Here is an 18675-nt window from a genome sequence, read left to right as displayed (position 1 = left end):
GTCGACGTGAGCAGGGCCCCGCACGGTTTCGTGCGGGGCCTTACTCGTTCAGGGGCCTTCTCTCCGAAACGGCCACGCGGCGATCGGCCATGGGTTAGCTTCGGTCCGTCATCGACACAGCGCCACAGGGGAGGACCTTCGATGGGACGAGGACGTCGTTTCGCCGTGAACACCGCCGTCGGCACACTGGTCGTGGCCGGGGCGTTGATCGTCGCTCCGGGCACCGCGAGCGCGGCGACCTGCACGAGTGACCTGTGTCTGTATTCGAGCACGAACTACCGGGGCACCCAGACCACGGCGGGTTACTTCGACAAGAACACCCACTGCTACTTCGACGGTCACTACAACTCGGTGATCAGCCGGACCGGCTACCGGATCAGGCTCTACAACGGCAGCAACTGCAACGGGCCGTCGACCACCATCGGACCGGGCAAGCGGATCCCGAACACGAGTTTCGTGGTGCACAGCTTCAAGCGGGACTGATCTCCGACGCCGGTGTTCAGGCGTTGCGGCGGAGCAGGAATCCGACGGCCGTCGTGCTCACGAGCAAGGTGGTGGCCGCCGCCACGACGGCCACCGTGAACGGGCCGGTCAGTGGCTGCTGCGAGGTCAGGGCGCGCAGCAGCGGGTTGGCCAGCGGCAGCCCTTTCACCAGGAGCACGGCCGCGAGGGCGAAGATCGCGGCCAGGACGGACCAGCCGACACGCGGGACCAGCAGCCGCGAACAGGGCAGGCCGATCGCGATCCCGAACAGCGCGCACAACGCGTGCGCCGCGGCGCCCAGAGCGAAGGTGCCGATCGTGAAGCCGCCGGTCCGGAGGCCGGACCAGAGCACCGTGACGAGGATCAGGGCGGCTGCGCAGGCGAAGACGGCCAGCGCGGCGCCGCCGAGGACCGATCGCCAGCGCCGGGCGTGGCTGAAGGTCACCAGCCGCTGGACCGGATCCTCGACGTCGAGCATCGCGATCGTCAGCCAGCACGAGACGACCAGGAGCGATCCCGCGCTGATCCCGTATTGCGGCAGCAGCGGCGACTTCGGATCCGTGTAGAGGACGGTGTTGACCGCGATGTAGGCGAGGATCGCGGGGAGGTAGCGCTGGGAATGGCCGAGCAGCGCGAGGTAGTAGCGGGTCATGGCGAGCACGGCGCCACCTCCCGGACCGAGAAGCCTCGGTTGAGCGCGCGCAGCAGGACGGCGTCCGTGTGCCCGGCTTCGACGGTCAGGACGACTTTTTCGCCATCGGCCTCGGCCTGGCTGACGCCGGGTTCCGCCGACCAGTCGCCGCCGGGCCCGTGGAGGACGATCCTGGTCGCGCTTTCGGTTTTCGCGGCCGTTTCGACGCGGGTCAGGAGGCCGGCGTCCATCCGGTAGACGTCGTCGGCGTGGGCGTGCACGGCGGCCGCGCGGTGGTCGGTGAAGACGACGCTCGCGCCGCGGTCCCTGGTCTCGGCGACGAGTTCGCCGAGCACCGTGTGGGCTTCGACGTCGAGGCCGGACCAGGGTTCGTCGAGGATGAGCAGTTCCGGCTCGGCCAAGACCGCCTGGGCGAGGCCGACCTTCTGGGCGTTGCCCTTGGACAGGGTCCGCAGCGGCGCGTCCGGGCCGCCGACCAGCGCCAGCCTGTCCAGCAGCGGGTCGATGGCCGACAAGTCGACATGGCCGTCGATGCGGGCCATGTGCCGCAGGTACGCCCTGGCGCTCATCCGCTGTCCCGCTGGGAAGCGGTCCGGCAGGTAGCCGACCCGCGGGCTGCCCATGACGGTTCCCGAGGTCTCGCGGGAAAGGGCCGCGAGGATCCTGAGCAGGGTCGACTTCCCGGAGCCGTTGGAGCCGAGGACGCCGATCACGCGGCCCGCCGGGATGTCGAGGTCGACCTCGACGAGCACGGGTTCGCCGCGCCCGTAGCGCTTACCGACTCCTTCGAGCCGGATCAGCGAGGTCACGCAGCAGCGGCCTTCTGCAGCGCGCGGGTGGCCTGTTCGAGTTCGTCGACCGTGACGTCGGGGACCGGGTGCCCGGCCGAAGCCATCCAGTTCGCCAGCATCCGGTGCCCGCCCTGGGTGAGCACGGACTCGGGGTGGAACTGGACGCCTTCGAGCGGCAGCTCGCGGTGCCGCATGCCCATCACGACACCGGACTCGGTGCGGCCTGTGATCTCGAACACGGCGTCGTCGATGGTTTCCGGCAAAACGGTCAGCGAGTGGTACCGCGTGGCGGTGAATTCCGAGGGGAGTCCGGCGAGGACCCCGTCGCCCGAATGGTGGACTTGACTGGTCTTGCCGTGCAGGAGCTCCGGGGCGCGGTCGACGGTGGCGCCGAAGACGACACCGAGCGCCTGGTGGCCGAGGCAGACGCCGAGCATCGGGATACGCTTCTCGGCGCATTCCCGGATGACGTCCATGCTCTGACCAGCGCGTTCCGGTGTTCCGGGGCCGGGAGAGACGAGGACCGCGTCGAACTCGCCGAGCTTGTCGAGCTCCACCACGTCGTTGCGCCAGACGGTGCAGTCGGCGCCGAGCTGGGCCAGGTACTGGACCAGGTTGTAGACAAAACTGTCGTAGTTGTCGACGACGAGCACGCGCATGCGGCCAGCTTAGCGGCTCCCACCAGGTGGACCGTACGCCAGATCACAATGATTGTTAGGGCAACCTAACTTACCGTGGTAGGGGTGAGCCGTTCTCTTCGTGTAGCCATCGTGGGTGCCGGTCCGGCCGGTATCTACGCGGCCGACCTGCTCGACAAGTCCTCCGACAGCGCTGGATCTGTAACGATCGACCTGTTCGAGCGCATGCCGGCGCCGTTCGGGCTGATCCGGTACGGCGTCGCGCCCGACCACCCCCGGATCAAGGGCATCGTCACCGCCCTGCACAAGGTGCTCGACAAGCCGAACATCCGGCTGCTGGGCAACGTCGACTACGGGACCGACCTGAAGCTCGACGACCTGCGCCAGTTCTACGACGCGGTGATCTTCTCGACCGGCGCCATGGCCGACCGCGCGCTCGACATCCCCGGGATCGACCTCGACGGCAGCTACGGCGCCGCGGACTTCGTCTCCTGGTACGACGGGCACCCGGACGTGCCGCGGACCTGGCCGCTGAACGCGACGTCGGTCGCGGTCCTCGGGGTCGGGAACGTGGCGCTCGACGTGGCCCGGGTCCTCGCGAAGACCGCGGACGAGCTGCTCAGCACCGACATCCCGGAGAACGTCTACCAGGGCTTGAAGGCCAGCCCGGTCACCGACGTGCACGTGTTCGGGCGCCGCGGCCCGGCCCAGGCGAAGTTCACGCCGCTGGAGCTGCGAGAGCTGGACCACTCGCCGAACGTCGAGGTCATCGTCTATCCGGAGGACATCGAGTTCGACGAAGGCAGCATCGCCGCGCTGCGGGCGTCGAAGCAGATCGACATGGTCGTGAAGACGCTGCAGGAGTGGGCGATCCGTGACCAGGGCGACCGGCCGAAGCGGCTGCACCTGCACTTCCTGCACTCGCCGTGCGAGATCGTCGGTGAGGACGGGCGTGTGACCGGGCTGCGGACCGAGCGCACCGAACTGACCGGTGACGGCAACGTGCGCGGCACCGGCGAGTTCCACGACTGGGACGTCCAGGCCGTCTACCGCGCCGTCGGTTACCTGTCTTCGCATCTGCCGGAGATCCCGTTCGACCACACCACCGGGACCGTGCCGAACCAGGCGGGCCGGGTGCTGGACATCGACGAGGACCAGGTGCCGGGCGTCTACGTGACCGGCTGGATCAAGCGCGGCCCGGTCGGCCTCATCGGCCACACCAAGGGCGACGCGGCCGAAACGATCGCGAGCCTGCTGGCCGACGCCGACAGCCTCACCGCCCCGGCGGCGGACGACCCCGACGCGATCCTCGGGTTCCTCGCCGAACGCGGCGTCCCCTTCACCACCTGGGAAGGCTGGGGCAAACTCGACGCCCACGAGAAGTCGCTCGGCGTCCCGCACGGCCGGGAACGCGTCAAGGTCGTCGAACGCGACGAAATGACCCGCATTTCCCGCTCTTGACTCACCTACCCAGCCCCCCACCCGTCCCAGGGGGCGGCCCCGAACCCAGTCTACCGGCTGCGAGCGGGAAAAGGGCTGGTCAGCGGTGGTTGTCCACAGCCGGGAAGGGTTGTGGACAACCGCTGGGAAAGTCATGGAGGGCCCCACTGAGTGCGGTCCTTCTTGGCGTTTCGGGAGTTTTCGCGTGACTGGACGGGGACGGACGGCACGTGTGCTCAGACGGACGACACGCGTGACTGGATGGACGACACGGCCTGAGAGATCGGGGTCCCGCCGCGTGTCGTCCGTCTGAGCACACGTGTCGTCCGTCGGATCACGTGTGTCGTCCGTTCAGGCACGCGAAACCGCCTGGCAAGCAGCGACCCGCTCGCTCGCCGGGTTCGCGGCCGGGACGGAGGCGTGACTCGGGTGATCAGGCGGCAAACTCGCGTGGCTGGGAGCGGAACTCGCGTGCTTGAAGGAGGAACTCGCGTGTTTGGAGGAGGAACTCGGGGTGCGCGGCGTCTGTTCACGCGAGTTCCGGGTCCAGGCACGTGAGGTCGGTGCGAGTCACCGTAGGGCGCCACTGACCTGAACGAGCATTGCCTTGCGCGAGGACCTGAAGCGAAGAATCACGAGCCGAGGTAGGCCAGGACGGCGAGCACGCGGCGGTTCGTGTCGTCCGAAGCGACGATGCCGAGCTTCGCGAAGATGTTCGCGGTGTGTTTTCCCACCGCGCCTTCACTGAAGTGCATCCGCCCGGCGATGGCGGCGTTGGAACAGCCCTCCGCCATCAGTTCGAGCACCTCGCGTTCGCGCGGGGTCAGCGCGGACAAGGGGTCGGAAGCGTTGCCCGCCACCAGTTTCGCGATCACCTCGGGGTCCATCGCGGTTCCGCCGCCCGCGACGCGCCGTACCGCGTCGATGAACTGGTCCGCGTTGAAGACCCTGTCCTTCAACAGGTATCCGATCGCACCGGCGCCGTCGGCGAGCAGTTCCCGCGCGTAGAGCTGCTCGACATGTTGTGACAGCACGAGAATCGGCAACCCGGGGATGTCGCGCCGCACCGCCAGCGAGACCTGGAGACCTTCGTCGGTGAGGGTCGGCGGCATCCGGACGTCGACGACCGAGACGTCGGGCCGATGCGAACGCAGCGCCCGTTCCAGCTCCGGCCCGGTCCCGACCGCCTCGACGACGTCGAAACCGTGTGCGGTCAACAGATGCGTCAGGCCGTCTCGGAGGAGGTACTGGTCCTCGGCGACGACGCATCGGGGTCGAGCTGACACGGGATCTCCATCGTCGCCTTCGTCGGCCCGCCGAGCGGGCTGGTCAGAGCAAAAGTACCGTCGAAGGTGCCCAGTCTGCGTTCGATCCCGCGAATCCCGCTCCCCCGGGCCGCGTTCGCGCCGCCCTTCCCGTCGTCGGTCACCTCGATCCGCAGCAGTCCGTCGTCGTAAGCCAGCTCGATCGACACTCGCCGCGCTTCACCGTGCTTCGCCGCGTTGCCCAGCAACTCGCTGACCGCGAAGTACGCGCACGCCTCCGCGGGCTGTTCGAGACGCGGAAGAGCGCCGGTCACGGAAGCCCGCAGCGGACTGTCCAGCGCCATCGCCCGCACCGCGTCACCGAGACCGCGCTCGGACAACACCGGCGGGTGAATCCCGCGCACCAGCAGCCGCAGCTCGGTCAGCGTCTCGGACGACGTCTGGCGCAACTCCGCGGCCAGCCGTTTCGCGGCGGCGGGATCGCTGTCGATCAGCGCTTCGACGGCACCCAGCTTCATCCCCATCGCGACCAGCCGCGACTGGACCCCGTCGTGCAGATCCCGTTCGATGCGCCGCATCTCCGCGGCTTGCGCGACCGACGCGTCCGTCCGCGTCTGCTTGAGCCGTTCGACGCGCTGCCCCAGCCGCGAAGCCTCCGTCGGTCCGAGAAGCAGCTTCGCGAACAGCGCTCCCTTACGAGCCAGCCACGGCGCCGGGAGCAGCCCGGCGACGAAGGCCGCCACCGCGACCGGAGTCAGCGCGAGCGCCTGCCAGTGAGTGGTCGCCTCCGGCAGGCCGATCATCGAGAACCAGTGCGTGTCCGTCCACCGCGCGATCGGCCGCCAGACCCACAGCGTCACGAGACCCCAGAAACCGAAGAACACCAGCGCCGCCGTCGGCACCGCCATCAGCGCCAGCACCACCGTGTTGACCACCGCCGCCGCCATGTCGCGCCAGGTCGCGCGGTCGCGCATCACCCAGCGACAGCGATCGAGCCGCGCAGGCCACCACGGCGTGTCGTACAGCTGCCGTCCGCGCTGGTACATCCCGTCCGCCCGCGGCATCGGGAACGACGGCTCGGGCAGATACGGCCGGTCGATCCGGACGCCGGTCCAGTTCTTGGCCTCGCGGCGCAGGGTGTCGGTCACCGACCGGCCGGCGATGACCATCGTCGGGAACAGCGGCACCAGCCCGGCCAGCATGAGCAGCGTCGGGACCGCCATCGCGAGCTGCGCGACCGACAGCCCGGCCAGGCTCACCTGGAACCCCAGCGCCTTCAGCCTCGTCTTGACCCACCCGTCCACGGAACGAGCCGGGTGCGGTCCGAGCCACCAGCGCGTCCATTTCCCGTACAGCCGGAGCGCACCCGGCCCGGCCAGGAGAACCGCGGGCACGAGCACCAGACCGGCCAGGGGGTTCCACAGCTGCCAGCCGAGATCGCGGCCGGTCGCCGGGTCGTCGGAGATCCACTCGAACCGCTTGGTCCACCGCAGGAACCACGACCGCTTGAACAGGTTGTTCCCGTCGCGGTACCAGCCGTCGCGCTCGCGTTCCGGCGCCGGCGGGGCGGGCCGGTACGGCGACTCGACCTCGATATCGCACCAGCGTCCGGACAGCCGCCGGGTCAGCGCGGCGCGCGGACGCGTCCCCTCCAGAGCCAGCGTGTACGCGAAGACCAGGCCGACGCAGAGCAGACAGAAGCCGATCAGTTCGAGCAGGAGGTCGAGCCAGCTCACCAGGGCGAGAGCCGCGAGCACGAAGCCGCGGCGGACCGAGGTGAGGTACTTCCGAATCATGCGAGAAGTCTCGCGCACCGACCGGCCGGAAAGCAGTGACCGCAGCCCCACGAAGGGGGTGGGTCCAGCCCCACCCCGGTTGGGCTTCCAGACCCATCCAAAAACAGAACCGTGCTCCATAACGTTTTTCGCATGCCACTCATCGAAGTCACCAACCTCCGGAAGACGTACGGAGAGCACGTCGCGGTCGACGACGTTTCGTTCCACGTGGAACAGGGCGAGATCTTCGGCATCCTCGGGACCAACGGCGCGGGCAAGACCACCACCGTCGAATGCCTCCAGGGACTGCGCACGCCGGACTCGGGCAGCATCTCGGTCCTCGGCCTCGACCCGAACACGGATCACGCGGCCCTCAAGCAGCGTCTCGGCTCCCAGCTCCAGGAGAGCCGCCTGCCGGAGAAGCTCAAGGTCCAGGAGGCGCTTGAGCTCTACGCCTCCTTCTACGCCAACCCCGCCGACCCCGGTGACCTGCTCGCGAAGCTGGGGCTCACCGGGCAGCGGAACAAGTACTTCGGCAAGCTCTCCGGCGGCCAGAAACAGCGCGTCTCGATCGCGCTCGCGCTGATCGGCCGCCCGGAGGTCGCCGTCCTCGACGAGCTGACCACCGGACTCGACCCGCACGCCCGCCGCGACACCTGGAAGCTCGTCGAGGACGTGCGCGACACCGGCGTCACCGTCCTGCTCGTCACGCACTTCATGGACGAGGCCGAGCGCCTCTGCGACCGCCTAGCGATCTTCGACTCCGGGCGCGTGGTCGCCACCGGCAGCCCGCTCGAACTTCGCGACCGCACCGGGAAGACCTCTTTGGACGACGCCTTCGTGACCCTGACCGGCCGCGACTGAAACGGGAGACGACCAGTGAACACGCTCACCAAGATCACGCTCACCGAAACGAAGCTCGCCCTGCGCTCGCCGATCTGGGTCATCTCGGGCCTGGTGCTCCCGACCGGGCTGCTGCTCGGCCTCGGCGCCATCCCGGCGTTCCGGACCGAGAGCGAGAAGACCCCGGGCATGCGGTTCATCGACGCCTGGGTGCCCTCGCTGGTGGTGCTCACCATCGCCTTGATGGGCCTGCAGGCGATCCCGGCCGTGATCGCGGCCTACCGCGAACAAGGCATCCTCCGCCGTCTCGCCACCACGCCGGTGCATCCGGCGAGACTGCTGGTGGCACAGCTGATCATCAACGTCACCGTCACGATCGCCGGCGTCGGCCTGATGATCGTGCTTGGTTCGGTCGTCTTCGACGTCCCCGGGCCGCGGCATCCCTTCGGATTCCTGCTCGCGTTCACGCTCGGCACGACGGCGATCTTCGGGTTCGGGCTGATCGCCGCGTCGGTCGCCAAGACCGGCCGCGCGGCGGGCGGGATCGCGATGATCGCCTACATCCCGATCATGTTCCTCGGCGGCGTGTACCTGCCGCGTCCGCTGCTGCCGACGGTCGTCCAGGACATCGGCGCGTACGTCCCGCCGGGCGTCAAGGCCATGGAGGACGCCTGGACCGGCGCCGGCGCCCAGCCGCTGCAGCTCGCCGTGCTGGCGGCTTTCGCGGTGGGCAGTTGTGTCCTGGCCGCGAAGCTCTTTCGCTGGGAGTGACGACGGCTTCCGCCAAAGTGGTGATGATGATCGTTTTCTCTTGTGACTCGGGCCGCGGGTGGGTAGTCAGGAAGACGGCCCACGTTCACCGTGTCTCTCTCGGAGGTTCGATGTCTCTGGATGTATCGCCCGCGCTGCTGGAGAAGGCCGAGCGCGGGGAGGTCTCCGACGCCGAATTCGTCGCCTGCGTCCGGGAATCCCTGCCCTACGCCTGGACCGTGATCACCGGTGTCATCGCGGAGGCCGAGGGCGCGGCCGACGGGTTCGCCGACAACGAGACGCCGCCGCCGAGCGAGGCCGAACGCGGTCAGCTGCTGCGGGCGCTGGCCTCGGACGCCATCCGCGGCGGACTGGAACGGCACTTCGGCGTGAAGCTGGCGTTCCAGAACTGCCACCGCGTCGCCGTGTTCAAGAAGTCCCAAGTGGACAGTGACCGCTACCGCGCGTTCGTCTCGGTGCGCGGCCAGCTGCTGAACCAGAGCCCGGAACTCCGCGACTGCTAGCCCTTTCGCAGCGCGGGTAGTACCTCTTCCCCGATCCGCGCGATGTTCTCGAGCGTTCCCTCCGGCGTACCGGACGCTTCCACCATCATGATCACGTGGGAGACCCCGGTGCGCCGGAGGCTCGTTCCCAGCTTGTCGACGCAGTACTCGACGCCGCCGATCGGGTGCATCTCGCACAGCCGGTCGGTATAGGACACCGGATCCTTGTCCAGCCCGCGTCTGCCGTCGAGATAGACGTGCCCGGCGAAACCCTCCTTGAGGGAACCCGGCAACGCGGACCGCACGACGTCCAGCGCGTCGTCGCCGACCTGGCACATCACCGTCGAGACGTGCCCAGCGGCGGATTCCCCGTACGCGGCAAGGGTTTCGATCTTGCCGTCGTCGTCGGTGTGCAGGCCGAGCAGCATCGGCAGCCCGCGATCGGCGGCGAGCCGGACCGCGTTCGAACGGGCGTCACCGCAGGCCACGACCAGGCGGGGCGCGCGCTCCGGCCGCGGCACCATGGGCACCTCACGGAACCGGAAGTGGTCGCCGCCCGCCGAGACGGTCTTCGACGTCATCGCCGCGAGCAGCAGATCGAGACTCTCCTCGAACCCGGTTTCGTAGCGGGCCGCCCCGGTGCCGAACACTTCGAGGTCCTGCCACGGCCCGCCGCGGCCGACGCCGATCCGCAGCCGTCCGCCGGAAACCGCGTCGAGCAGCGACCACTGTTCGGCCAGGGCCACCGGATGCGCTATCGACAGCACGCTCACCGCGGTGCCGACCGTGATCCGTTCGGTGCGCCCGAGCACGTGTGCGGCGAGCGTGATCGCGGACGGGCAGACGCCGTACGGCATGAAGTGGTGTTCGGCGAACCAGACGTCGTCGAAGCCTGCCCTCTCGGCGGCGATGGCGGCGTCGACCGACCGGCGCAGGACATCGGCGTCCTCCTGCCCGGGAAACCGCCCGGAGACCAGGAAGACGCCGAACCGCGGGCTTACTGGACGCTCACTTCGTTGAACCACAGCCGCGGCTCCAGCCACGGGAAGACGACGAACATCAGCAGCGCCACGATCCCGAGCGCCAGCACGACGGCCGTCGCCAGCTTCACCGCGAAGGGGCCCGGCAGCTTGCGCCAGATCCAGCCGTACATCAGCGCGCCTCCGAGATCTTGGGCAGCAGTTCGGCGTAGGAGCCGACCTGGTTCTTCGGCACCTGCTGGGTCAGCACCGAGTGGATGATGAGCCGTTCCTTCGCCGAGAACTGCGGGTGACAGGTGGTCAGTGTGAGCAGCGAGACCTGGTCGGCCTTCGGCAGGATCTCGGGATCCTTGTACGGCACCGGGTTGACCGTGTCGCCCTTGGTCGGGAACACGATGCGGCGGCCGTTGGTCTCGCCGTAAGGACCGCCGTCGGCGGCGTTCGGGTCGCGCAGCGTGCCGACGTTCTTGCACTTCGGCTGGGCGCCCTTGCCCGCCGCCCAGCCTTCGACCTCGTCCTTGTACGGCAGCACCTTGTAGATGTAGAAGTCGGTCTGCGTCTCGATGACGATCTGGTCGCACGAGCTGAGGTTGTCCAGGTCGTTGAACGGCGCGCCCTTGCCGACGCGGTGCCCGGCGACCGCGAAGTTGCCCGGCTCGCCCGGCAGCGCGGTGCCCTTGTAGTGGCCGGGACCGACTTCGAGCGCGGCCTCGGTGGTGCCTTCCTGGATGGTGAAGTTGAAGTCGGCGCCGAACACCGGGATGTGGATCCTGGCGAACGCCTTCCCGTCGACCAGTTCCGGATGCAGCGTCCGGTCCTTGCCCCACTCGCCGTCCAGCTCGGTGCTCGCCTCGGACTGCTTGCCCGCGGAGAAGAGGTCGGTCACGTAGACCTCGTAGACCATGAACAGCAGCACCACCAGACCGGCGGTGATGAGGAGTTCGCCCACGGTCCGGATGGCGGCGCCGCCCTTGCCCAGTTCCCGGGGCGGCGGGCGCTCCTCGGTCGCGACGCCACCGCCGACCGGTTCGAAGATGACGGTCTCCTCGGTCGACCCCGGCGGCGGCGTGGGGCGGCGGCGGGGCGGGGGCGCGTCGGTCCGGCGACGCGGCGGCGGACCGTCATACGAACGGCCCTCCGGCGGCCTCCGTCGAGGCGCCGGCGCCTCTCCAGGGGCGCGACGCGGCGAAGTTCCTTCCTCCGGCCTACGCCGGGGGGCCGGACGGCCCTCGCCGGGTGGGCGTCCGGAGTACCGCCGACGGTCCCCGCCCGGCTCTTCCCGCTCAGCCACGCAAAGCTCCTCAGTCTCGAACCAAGCCGCAGTGTCGAACCCAGCCCCGATGTCGAACCGTGTGTGACACCATTGTCACAGTGCGGGAAATCGACCGGTCCCGGACGGTGCCCAGCGGCGCTCGTTTACGTTAACGTGTGCACGTGGCGCTGGTTGCGCACCCGAAAGCGGGTCATCGCCAGCAGGGAAGCCGAACAGTACGCGAGGAACACGATGCCGAAGTCCAAGGTCCGCAAGAAGACGGCGTACACCCCGCCGACCGACCGCCGCACGCCGGTGAAGGTCAAAGCCGCGGGCCCGTCGAACCTGTTCTACAAGATCGTGATGTTCGGCCTCATGTTGATCGGCCTGTTGTGGCTGGTCGTGAACTACATCGCAGGCGACAAGATCCCCTTCATGGCGGATCTGGGCAACACGAACTTCGCCATCGGCTTCGTGCTGATGATCGCCGGTCTGCTCATGACGATGCGGTGGCGGTGAGCATTACCCCGGATGGCGGCTTGACGCCTAATTACACCGGTGTGACTCATCCCCAGTGTGGATAACCCCTGTGGATAACTACCCCACCTCGTGGGCGCCGCAGCAGAACGTTGTGGTAGTGGCCTGGGCGATCACCCTGTTGTTGCTGGCAGGTGTGACGTGGCTGGTCATCGGCGGCGATGTCGGCGGCACCGTCCTGACCGGGGTCGCGATGCTGTCCGTGGGCGCGCTCGCGCTCCACGGCACCCTGCTCCGCCCTCGGCTGGCCGCCGGTCCCGGCGGGATCCTGGCCAGGACCGTCGGTGGCGCGCATCACTACTCCTGGTCCGAAGCCCGGCTCCGGCTGCGCACGACGCGGCGGTTCGGCCGGGACAACCTGACCCTCGAGATCGAATCCGGCGACCACCTGCTGGTGTTCGGCCGGATCGACCTCGGGGAGGACCCCAGGGACGTCCTGGACGTCCTCACCGCCCTCAAGGGTCAGGCGTTGTCGTAGTAGTGGACGTCGCCGTTCGGGCCGTGTGACCAGCCCGGAACGGCCGGGCCGACCGCGGGCGGCGCGTACTCCCCGAAGATCTCGTACGGCGACGCCGGCGAGCAGATCGGGTTGATCTTCACGACGCAGGTCCGCAGAGACCCGCTGAACTTCGCTTTGACGTGCCGGGGACGCTGGTCCTCCACCACCGCCTGGCCCGCGGTGATCTCCCAGCCGGTGGCCGCGCCCGGCCCCGTCGTGCCGACGGTCTGCGTCGCCACCGAGGACGTCACGCCCGAATTCCCGAAGCAGATTTTCAACGCCGAATCGACGTAGGCGACACGCAGCGTGATCGCACTGCCCGAGCCGAGGAAATAGCGTTTGGTGTAGGTCTGGCAGGTCTCGGCGGCTTGCCCGGCCTGCGCGACCGAAGGTGCCAAGGCCGACGCCAGGGCGGCGACGGCGACGAGAGCTGCTGCTTTCCGGAACTTCATCTCGACCCCCACGTTGTCGATGTTGATGATCAACGTGGAAGTACCCAGCCATGTTGCTTCCCCACCGGGTATCCGCCTAACCCACTCGGGGGAAGCGGGACTACTTCGGGTAGCAAACGTAGGTCGGCGCGCCACGGCTGGTGGTGAGCTCGCAGGTCGCGGAGATCGTCTGCGAGTCCTTCCAGACGACGAGCCCGATCAGCGCGACGACCACGATCGCCAGCCCGCCGACCTGCCATTTGAGCCGGTTCTTCTCCGGCGCGTAGAGCAGCGCGAAGGTCACCAGGAGCCCGGCGACGAACCCGCCGGCGTGGCCGAGGATCGAGATACCCGGCACCTGGAACGTGATGAAGACGTTCAGCGCCAGCATGACGAGCAGCCACGTCGGGTTGAGCCTGAGCTTGATGACGATGACCGCGTAAGCGCCGATGAGTCCGAAGATGGCGCCGGACGCGCCGATCACGGGGACGGCGTCGAGACCCGTGAAAGCGAGGTTCGCGACCGAACCGCCGAGCATCGAGATGAAGTAGAGCGCGATGAACGGGACCCGGCCCAGCGCGGTTTCGAGCGGACGGCCGACGAACCACAGCGAGAACGCGTTGCTCGCGATGTGCAGCACGCCGAACTGCAGGAAGCCCGAGGTGAAGATCCGCCACCACTCGTTGCCCGCCAGCGTCGCCGGGTTCCACAGCTCGCCGAGCTGGAAGAGCTCGGAGAAGTTGTTGTTCGCGAGGCTGCCGGACTGGGCGACCGTGATGAAGAAGATGACGACGTTGATCGCCAGGAGGACCGGCGTCACGATGGCCGTCCTGGGCAGCGTGGCGCCGGTTATGGTGCGCGCGCCGTATCCGGCGTCGCGGTACTGCTTCTGCTGCGCGCGGTCCTGCTGACGGCCCGCCTGGACGCAGTCGGTGCACTGGAAGCCCACGGCGGCCTCGCGCAGGCAATCCGGGCAGGCCGGACGCTCACAGCGGGCACAGCTCAGCCCGGTCGGCCGGTTCGGGTGCCACCAGCAACCGGGCATGGCCGCCTGCTGGTACTGGGGATTCGGTGGTTGGCTCACGATGCCACCAACCTACCGAAATCCCCCGTAACCGGCTTTGCGATCAGCCTTCGCGGCTGATGGTGACCTTCTCGATGACGACGTCCTGCAGCGGACGGTCGGCCGGACCGGTCGCGGTGCGGCCGATCGCGTCGACGACGTCGCGGGAAGGCTGGTCCGCGACCTCACCGAAGATGGTGTGCTTGAAGTTCAGGTGCGTCGTCGGCGCGACGGTGATGAAGAACTGCGAACCGTTGGTGCCGGGTCCGGCGTTGGCCATGGCCAGCAGGTACGGCTTGGAGAACTGGAGCTCCGGGTGGAACTCGTCGCCGAACTTGTAGCCGGGGCCGCCGCGGCCGGTGCCGGTCGGGTCGCCGCCCTGCAGCATGAAGCCGTCGATGACGCGGTGGAAGATCGACCCGTTGTAGAACGGGCCCGAGTTCTCGCCCTGCGCGTTGGGCTGGGTGTACTCCTTGCTGCCCTCGGCGAGCCCGACGAAGTTCGCGACGGTCTTCGGCGCGTGGTCGGGGAACAGGTTCAGGTTGATGTCACCCTGGTTGGTGTGCAGAGTGGCCTTCAGCGCGCCACCAATGAGGGATCCCTTGCTTTCAGTCACGAGCTTCATCGTGCCATCTGCGGCAAGATCTGGGGAAAAGGGGCACGATAGGTTGCAAGCAACGAAGCAGAATCAAAACGATTGATGAGGTGAAGGCCATGACCCGGGCCGCAGATTCGGTGAGCGAGTCGGCGAAGGCCGGCGCGCTCGGCCTGCGCAAACGTGCTGTCGAGGCGGGTAAGGAAGCCGTCGAGGTAGCCGAGCAGAAGCTCTCCGAGAGCGCCGGTGAGATCGCTAAGACCAGCCGTCGCGCGCGCAAGAAGCTCGCGAAGAAGACGGAACTGACCCGCAAGGAGCTCAAGCGCAGCTCGAAGGCGGCTCGCAAGGAGGCGCTGGCCAGGCTTTCCGAGATGCGGAAGCCGGGCAGGAAGGCACGCAAGGCCGCCATCCTGGCCGCGAAGTCGGCCGGCGAGTCCAAGCGCCGGGGCAAGAAGGACTTCAAGGCTGCGAAGAAGGACTTCAAGGCCGCGGTCGTCGAGGCGAAGACCGCCGCCAAGGGGACGCGCAAGCGTCGTCGCTGGCCGTGGGTCGTCGGCATCGCGGTCGTCGGCGCCGGTGCCGCCTACGCGCTGCGTTCGAAGCAGGAGCCGCCGGTCGCGCCCGCGCCGCCGAAGGCTCCGCCCGCTCCCCCCGCGAAGCCCGCCGCTCCGGCCGCGGCCGCTCCGAAGCCCGCTGCCGCGAAGCCCGCCGCTTCCGGTCCGGCTCCGGCCAAGCCCGCGGCTCCGAAGCCCGCCGCCCCGAAGAACGGGCACCAGGCTTCGAGCACCAGCTCGTCCGACAAGAAGAACTGAGAACTACGCCTTACCCTCTTCTTCTGCTTGGCGAAGGGCCGTCCAGGACCGCCGCACACCCGGCCCCCTGGACGGCCCTTTCACGTCCCCGGCACGAGTTCGTAGCCCGCTTCTTCGACGGCGATGTTCTCGATCTCTTCGGTGACGAACCCGCGCAGTGCCCGCGGCGCATCCGGGCGGCGATCCGGTCCCCGTTCGCGACCGCTTCGCGCACCTCCATCCGCCCGCTGGGCCGGTTCTTGCGGACCGGGCGGGTATGCGCGATGAGCTTGTCCCGGTCCATCCGCTGCCCCATCGGCGAGCTGTTCACGAGTTCGTCGTGGAAGGACCTGGGGAAATCGGCGATGAACTTCTTCGGATCGGTGCCGTTGAAGGAATTCATGGACGACGCGGACCTTGACGATGGCCCGGCCGCGGACGCGCTTGATCGAAGCCGCCCACCGGACGTCCGGGCGCTATCCCGCGCTGCTTCGGAAGATCAATTCCTTGCCGTCGACCCCGGACGCCGAGGTGCGACGCCATTCACCGGTCGCTGATCGGCTCGAACGCGTCATCCGGCGGGGCAAGGCGAGCGGGGAGGAGTCCGGCTCGGGCAGGATGTCCGGCGACGAAGCGGCCGACGCGTTGCGTACCAGCCTGCTTCGCCTACTCGGCGCGACTCCCTGAAAACGACAAAGGGGCGCCCTTCGCTTCCAACAGAACGTTGAAAGCGAACGGGCGCCCCTTCGGCGCGCTTTACGTCAGCGCGATCGAAATCAGACAGCGCTCGCGTGCTTGTCGATCAGCTGGCCGAGGCGGGGAAGGGCCTCCTCGACGTTCTTCTTGCCGTTCGGGCGCAGCTTCGAGTAGACCTTCTTGATGCTGTCGCGGCTGCTCTGCTCGGCGCGCGAGTCGGTGACCGACAGGAGCGCGTCGGAGGCCTCGTCGCCGCGGCCGACCAGGTAGGCGCCGAAGTCGTTGCCGCCCTTGGCCTTGTAGTCGCCGTAGAACGGCTCGAGGGCACCGGCGAAGTCGTCGAGCAGGGTGTCGACGGCGGCGGGGATGATGCCCGGCTTGATCTTCTTGACGGCCGCGAAGCCGGTCTTCACGACGGCACCGGAAACGCCGCCCTTGTCCGAGACCTCAGCGTCGACGAGGCCTTCGAAGTCGGTCACGACCGCCGGGCGACGGCTGGAGTCGAGCAGGATTTCCTTGAGGGTTGCAGCCACGAAACTCGTCCTTTGTCCTATGGGGAGAAAATGATCTTTTGTGCCGCCGAGCCACACCGCAAGGCGGCCTCCGCCGGATCTGGCGTCGCGCTGGTCCCGCGAAACCGTCGCGCGTGCGGCACAGGGTAGTACAAGATCAACTTCACTCTGACGTGTGGATACCACTACCTAGAGCTTCAGCTCACCGATAGCCTCCTTCGCTACCGTGCGTGCTTTGATGCTCTGCTTCTGGTTGGTGGTCACGACTACCGCGTTCCCGCCCTTCGCGACGGCGTAGACGGCGCCTTCTCCGGAGGGTTGGTAGCCGCCCTTCCAGCCCGCCGGTTCGTCGGCCGGGTTGGAAGTGTCGATGGGCGCCGCTTGATCGACGAGCGCCTTGGCCACGGCGGGTTCTCCGACGTACACGCGCACGGTGAGCTGCAGCTTCCCGCTGAGCGCGTAGAAGAAACAGGTCGGATGCGGCTGGTCGGCCGAGGTCTTGACCTTGGAGACCTTCTGCCCGTTGGCATCCGAGACGAACTCGGTGCCGAGGAACGGGCACGGGCCTTTGCCGGTGGGTTCCGGCGAAGGCGGGATCTGGGGCGCCGGGGTGTTCGACGGCGTGGGCGAGCTCGCCGCGGGCGGCGGCTGCTCCGTCGGCCCGCAGGCCGCCAGCAGCGGCACGACGAGCGGCAAGATCAGAAGACGTCGCATGATGGTCCAGTGAAGCAGATCGGATCACCGCGTCGGTGCGACCGTCCGCCCGGTTCATGCGACGATGGCGGTGCGTAGCGGTCTTCGGGAGGCATCAGTGCTCACCAAGGAGCAGTACCTGGGTGCGGTGGCAGAGCGTATCCAGCGCAGCGGGGGCAGGCTGAACACCGTCCAGATCGGCCCGAGCGCGGCCGTCGTGGGCCTCTTCACCGAGTCCGTGATGATGTCGACGATGAACTACTGCGTGGTCGCGGCGGCGATCCCGGAGGTGACCGCGCCCGCGTTGTACGACTTCACCGGGCTGGCGACGCAGCACGCGCGCGCGAACGTGATGGGCACCGTCGGCTGGACGGCCGCTTCGGTGGTGATCGCCGGACTGATCGGTGACCGGGTGTATCCGGACGCCGCGCAGGCCGCGTCGGCGAAATCCGGCAACCAGTTCGGCGGCGAGACGCGCATGGTGGCCGTCGACGTCTCGGCGGCGCAGATGTACGCGTTCGTCGGCGGGAAGATCTGGGGCGCGGCGGTCCAGGGTTCGGTCAACGCGAAGCTGACGTTCTGTTTCCCGCAGCCCGCCGAGGTCTATCAGCAGGTGCAGTGGCAGCAGTCGCAGGGCCAGCAGCCGCCGATGCCGCCGGGACCGCCCATGCCGCCGCCAGGTCAGCAGCCGCCTCCCGGCTGGCAGCCGCAGCAGCCCCCGCAGCATCCTCAGTACCCGGTCGGCCCGCCGCCCGCGCAGGGTCCGCCGCCGGGTCAGCATCCGCCGCACTATCCGCCGCCCGCACCCGGCTATCCGCCGCATCAGCGTCCTCCGGGGTACTGATGGAGCGCACGCTGCGCGGCTGGCCGTCGTTCCCCCGGGATCTGCCGGACTTCGACCTCGACGCCTCGCCGGCCGGTCCTCGCGAGCTGTTCCTGGAATGGCTGGACGAAGCCGGGGAGCACGTCCTGGCGCCGCACGCCGTCACACTGTCCACAGTGGACGCCGATGGCGTGCCGGACGCGCGGGTCGTGATCCTCAAGGACGTCGAAGGCGACACCTGGGCGGTCGCGACGAGCTCCGAAAGCCCGAAAGGTGTTCAGCTGGCGAAGAATCCGTTCGCCGCGCTGACGTTCTTCTGGCCGGGGCGAGGCCGTCAGATCCGCTTGCGCGGTTCGGTGACCCTCGCCGAACCCGAGGTGTCCGCGGCCGATTTCACCGCGCGCCCGCCCGCGTCCCGCGTCGAGGCGTTCATCGGCAGGCAGTCGCAGGTGCTCGGCGATCCGGCCGATCTCGACCGCGCGGCCGAGGAGGCACGCCTCTGGGTCGAGGAGAATCCGGACGTGGCACCGGAAACGTGGACCCGCTACCTGGTGACGCCGTCCGAAGTGGAGTTCTGGCAGGCGAGTCACGATCGGCGGCACAAGCGGCTCCGCTACCGGAGCGAGAGCGGCGCCTGGCGCAAAGAACGTCTCTGGCCGTAAA

General features: G+C 68.5%; 25 protein-coding genes. 11 read left to right on the top strand and 14 right to left on the bottom strand.

Going from position 1 to position 18675, the window contains the following annotated elements; translation table 11 throughout:
- The first annotated feature begins 141 nt into the window (after window positions 1-141).
- Window positions 142-483 carry a peptidase inhibitor family I36 protein gene (locus AB0N89_RS23980; RefSeq protein WP_364207899.1) on the top strand — a complete coding sequence of 114 codons (342 nt, stop codon included), beginning with the start codon at window positions 142-144 and terminating at the stop codon, window positions 481-483.
- Between the two features lie 16 nt (window positions 484-499).
- On the opposite strand, the gene AB0N89_RS23975 is transcribed toward AB0N89_RS23980, so the two are convergent.
- The 3 genes from AB0N89_RS23975 to AB0N89_RS23965 are packed head-to-tail and all read right to left on the bottom strand — an operon-like array spanning window position 500 to window position 2585.
- Complete coding sequence (locus AB0N89_RS23975; RefSeq protein WP_364207898.1) at window positions 500-1144, bottom strand: hypothetical protein; 645 nt, start codon at window positions 1142-1144, stop codon at window positions 500-502.
- Window positions 1132-1944 carry an ATP-binding cassette domain-containing protein gene (locus AB0N89_RS23970; RefSeq protein WP_364207896.1) on the bottom strand — a complete coding sequence of 271 codons (813 nt, stop codon included), beginning with the start codon at window positions 1942-1944 and terminating at the stop codon, window positions 1132-1134. The genes AB0N89_RS23975 and AB0N89_RS23970 overlap by 13 nt, the downstream gene beginning before the upstream one ends.
- Window positions 1941-2585: an aminodeoxychorismate/anthranilate synthase component II gene (locus AB0N89_RS23965; RefSeq protein WP_364207894.1), complete on the bottom strand. Its 645-nt coding sequence runs from the start codon at window positions 2583-2585 to the stop codon at window positions 1941-1943. The genes AB0N89_RS23970 and AB0N89_RS23965 overlap by 4 nt, the downstream gene beginning before the upstream one ends.
- 111 nt (window positions 2586-2696) lie before the next feature.
- On the opposite strand from AB0N89_RS23965, the gene AB0N89_RS23960 reads away from it, so the two are divergent.
- The gene (locus AB0N89_RS23960) at window positions 2697-4025 is read left to right on the top strand and encodes a pyridine nucleotide-disulfide oxidoreductase (RefSeq protein ID WP_364207930.1); all 1329 of its coding nucleotides are present in this window, start codon (window positions 2697-2699) and stop codon (window positions 4023-4025) included.
- Window positions 4026-4636: 611 nt separating this feature from the next.
- On the opposite strand, the gene AB0N89_RS23955 is transcribed toward AB0N89_RS23960, so the two are convergent.
- Window positions 4637-5290: a response regulator transcription factor gene (locus tag AB0N89_RS23955; RefSeq protein ID WP_364207892.1), complete on the bottom strand. Its 654-nt coding sequence runs from the start codon at window positions 5288-5290 to the stop codon at window positions 4637-4639.
- A complete protein-coding gene (locus AB0N89_RS23950) occupies window positions 5230-7065 on the bottom strand; it encodes a histidine kinase (protein WP_364207890.1) in 1836 nt (611 codons plus the stop codon). Before AB0N89_RS23950 ends, AB0N89_RS23955 begins: the two co-directional genes overlap by 61 nt.
- Window positions 7066-7197: 132 nt before the next feature.
- Between AB0N89_RS23950 and AB0N89_RS23945 the strand changes: the two genes are divergently transcribed.
- The 3 genes from AB0N89_RS23945 to AB0N89_RS23935 all read left to right on the top strand — a co-directional run bounded on the left by AB0N89_RS23945 (window position 7198) and on the right by AB0N89_RS23935 (window position 9161).
- Window positions 7198-7908 carry an ABC transporter ATP-binding protein gene (locus AB0N89_RS23945; RefSeq protein WP_364207888.1) on the top strand — a complete coding sequence of 237 codons (711 nt, stop codon included), beginning with the start codon at window positions 7198-7200 and terminating at the stop codon, window positions 7906-7908.
- Window positions 7909-7923: 15 nt separating this feature from the next.
- The gene (locus AB0N89_RS23940; protein WP_364207886.1) at window positions 7924-8658 is read left to right on the top strand and encodes an ABC transporter permease; all 735 of its coding nucleotides are present in this window, start codon (window positions 7924-7926) and stop codon (window positions 8656-8658) included.
- 110 nt (window positions 8659-8768) lie between these two features.
- Window positions 8769-9161 (top strand): SCO5389 family protein, encoded by a 393-nt coding sequence (locus AB0N89_RS23935; protein ID WP_005161845.1) that lies wholly within the window; start codon window positions 8769-8771, stop codon window positions 9159-9161.
- On the opposite strand, the gene AB0N89_RS23930 is transcribed toward AB0N89_RS23935, so the two are convergent.
- From AB0N89_RS23930 to AB0N89_RS23920, 3 genes are read right to left on the bottom strand one after another with little or no spacing between them, the layout of a single operon-like run.
- Entirely contained in the window at window positions 9158-10165 is a 1008-nt protein-coding gene (locus AB0N89_RS23930; protein WP_364207884.1) for an LLM class flavin-dependent oxidoreductase, read from the bottom strand. The genes AB0N89_RS23935 and AB0N89_RS23930 overlap by 4 nt on opposite strands.
- Window positions 10138-10293, bottom strand: coding sequence for a hypothetical protein (locus AB0N89_RS23925; RefSeq protein WP_005161850.1), 156 nt, complete (start codon window positions 10291-10293; stop codon window positions 10138-10140). The genes AB0N89_RS23930 and AB0N89_RS23925 overlap by 28 nt, the downstream gene beginning before the upstream one ends.
- Window positions 10293-11156 carry a class E sortase gene (locus tag AB0N89_RS23920; RefSeq protein ID WP_364207928.1) on the bottom strand — a complete coding sequence of 288 codons (864 nt, stop codon included), beginning with the start codon at window positions 11154-11156 and terminating at the stop codon, window positions 10293-10295. Before AB0N89_RS23920 ends, AB0N89_RS23925 begins: the two co-directional genes overlap by 1 nt.
- A 468-nt stretch (window positions 11157-11624) precedes the next feature.
- On the opposite strand from AB0N89_RS23920, the gene crgA reads away from it, so the two are divergent.
- Together crgA and AB0N89_RS23910 are read left to right on the top strand one after the other, a co-directional pair.
- Window positions 11625-11891: a cell division protein CrgA gene (gene crgA / locus AB0N89_RS23915; protein ID WP_005161856.1), complete on the top strand. Its 267-nt coding sequence runs from the start codon at window positions 11625-11627 to the stop codon at window positions 11889-11891.
- A gap of 118 nt (window positions 11892-12009) precedes the next feature.
- Entirely contained in the window at window positions 12010-12387 is a 378-nt protein-coding gene (locus AB0N89_RS23910; RefSeq protein ID WP_364207926.1) for a PH domain-containing protein, read from the top strand.
- On the opposite strand, the gene AB0N89_RS23905 is transcribed toward AB0N89_RS23910, so the two are convergent.
- The 3 genes from AB0N89_RS23905 to AB0N89_RS23895 all read right to left on the bottom strand — a co-directional run bounded on the left by AB0N89_RS23905 (window position 12372) and on the right by AB0N89_RS23895 (window position 14527).
- Window positions 12372-12872: a hypothetical protein gene (locus AB0N89_RS23905; protein ID WP_364207881.1), complete on the bottom strand. Its 501-nt coding sequence runs from the start codon at window positions 12870-12872 to the stop codon at window positions 12372-12374. The genes AB0N89_RS23910 and AB0N89_RS23905 overlap by 16 nt on opposite strands.
- Before the next feature lie 88 nt (window positions 12873-12960).
- Window positions 12961-13923: a rhomboid family intramembrane serine protease gene (locus AB0N89_RS23900; protein WP_364207880.1), complete on the bottom strand. Its 963-nt coding sequence runs from the start codon at window positions 13921-13923 to the stop codon at window positions 12961-12963.
- A gap of 43 nt (window positions 13924-13966) precedes the next feature.
- The gene (locus AB0N89_RS23895) at window positions 13967-14527 is read right to left on the bottom strand and encodes a peptidylprolyl isomerase (RefSeq protein ID WP_039919022.1); all 561 of its coding nucleotides are present in this window, start codon (window positions 14525-14527) and stop codon (window positions 13967-13969) included.
- Window positions 14528-14616: 89 nt separating this feature from the next.
- Here AB0N89_RS23895 and AB0N89_RS23890 point away from each other — a divergent pair, with 89 nt between their 5' ends.
- Window positions 14617-15309, top strand: coding sequence for a hypothetical protein (locus AB0N89_RS23890; RefSeq protein WP_364207877.1), 693 nt, complete (start codon window positions 14617-14619; stop codon window positions 15307-15309).
- Window positions 15310-15319: 10 nt separating this feature from the next.
- On the opposite strand, the gene AB0N89_RS23885 is transcribed toward AB0N89_RS23890, so the two are convergent.
- A complete protein-coding gene (locus AB0N89_RS23885) occupies window positions 15320-15691 on the bottom strand; it encodes a nuclear transport factor 2 family protein (RefSeq protein ID WP_364207875.1) in 372 nt (123 codons plus the stop codon).
- Between the two features lie 20 nt (window positions 15692-15711).
- Here AB0N89_RS23885 and AB0N89_RS23880 point away from each other — a divergent pair, with 20 nt between their 5' ends.
- Window positions 15712-15975 carry a hypothetical protein gene (locus tag AB0N89_RS23880; RefSeq protein ID WP_364207873.1) on the top strand — a complete coding sequence of 88 codons (264 nt, stop codon included), beginning with the start codon at window positions 15712-15714 and terminating at the stop codon, window positions 15973-15975.
- A gap of 89 nt (window positions 15976-16064) precedes the next feature.
- Here the strand turns inward: AB0N89_RS23880 and AB0N89_RS23875 are convergent, their stop codons facing one another.
- Together AB0N89_RS23875 and AB0N89_RS23870 are read right to left on the bottom strand one after the other, a co-directional pair.
- A complete protein-coding gene (locus tag AB0N89_RS23875) occupies window positions 16065-16517 on the bottom strand; it encodes a hypothetical protein (protein WP_364207871.1) in 453 nt (150 codons plus the stop codon).
- A gap of 168 nt (window positions 16518-16685) precedes the next feature.
- Window positions 16686-17210, bottom strand: coding sequence for a DUF2020 domain-containing protein (locus AB0N89_RS23870; protein ID WP_364207869.1), 525 nt, complete (start codon window positions 17208-17210; stop codon window positions 16686-16688).
- A gap of 97 nt (window positions 17211-17307) precedes the next feature.
- On the opposite strand from AB0N89_RS23870, the gene AB0N89_RS23865 reads away from it, so the two are divergent.
- Both AB0N89_RS23865 and AB0N89_RS23860 read left to right on the top strand, forming a co-directional pair.
- Window positions 17308-18033: a hypothetical protein gene (locus tag AB0N89_RS23865; RefSeq protein ID WP_364207924.1), complete on the top strand. Its 726-nt coding sequence runs from the start codon at window positions 17308-17310 to the stop codon at window positions 18031-18033.
- The gene (locus AB0N89_RS23860) at window positions 18033-18674 is read left to right on the top strand and encodes a pyridoxal 5'-phosphate synthase (protein WP_364207867.1); all 642 of its coding nucleotides are present in this window, start codon (window positions 18033-18035) and stop codon (window positions 18672-18674) included. The genes AB0N89_RS23865 and AB0N89_RS23860 overlap by 1 nt, the downstream gene beginning before the upstream one ends.
- Window position 18675 lies beyond the last annotated feature (1 nt).

The organism is Amycolatopsis sp. NPDC089917 (assembly GCF_040684635.1).
Taxonomy (GTDB): domain Bacteria; phylum Actinomycetota; class Actinomycetes; order Mycobacteriales; family Pseudonocardiaceae; genus Amycolatopsis.
The sequence above is the reverse complement of the archived record's forward strand: the minus strand, read 5'-3'. Positions and strand labels throughout refer to the sequence as shown.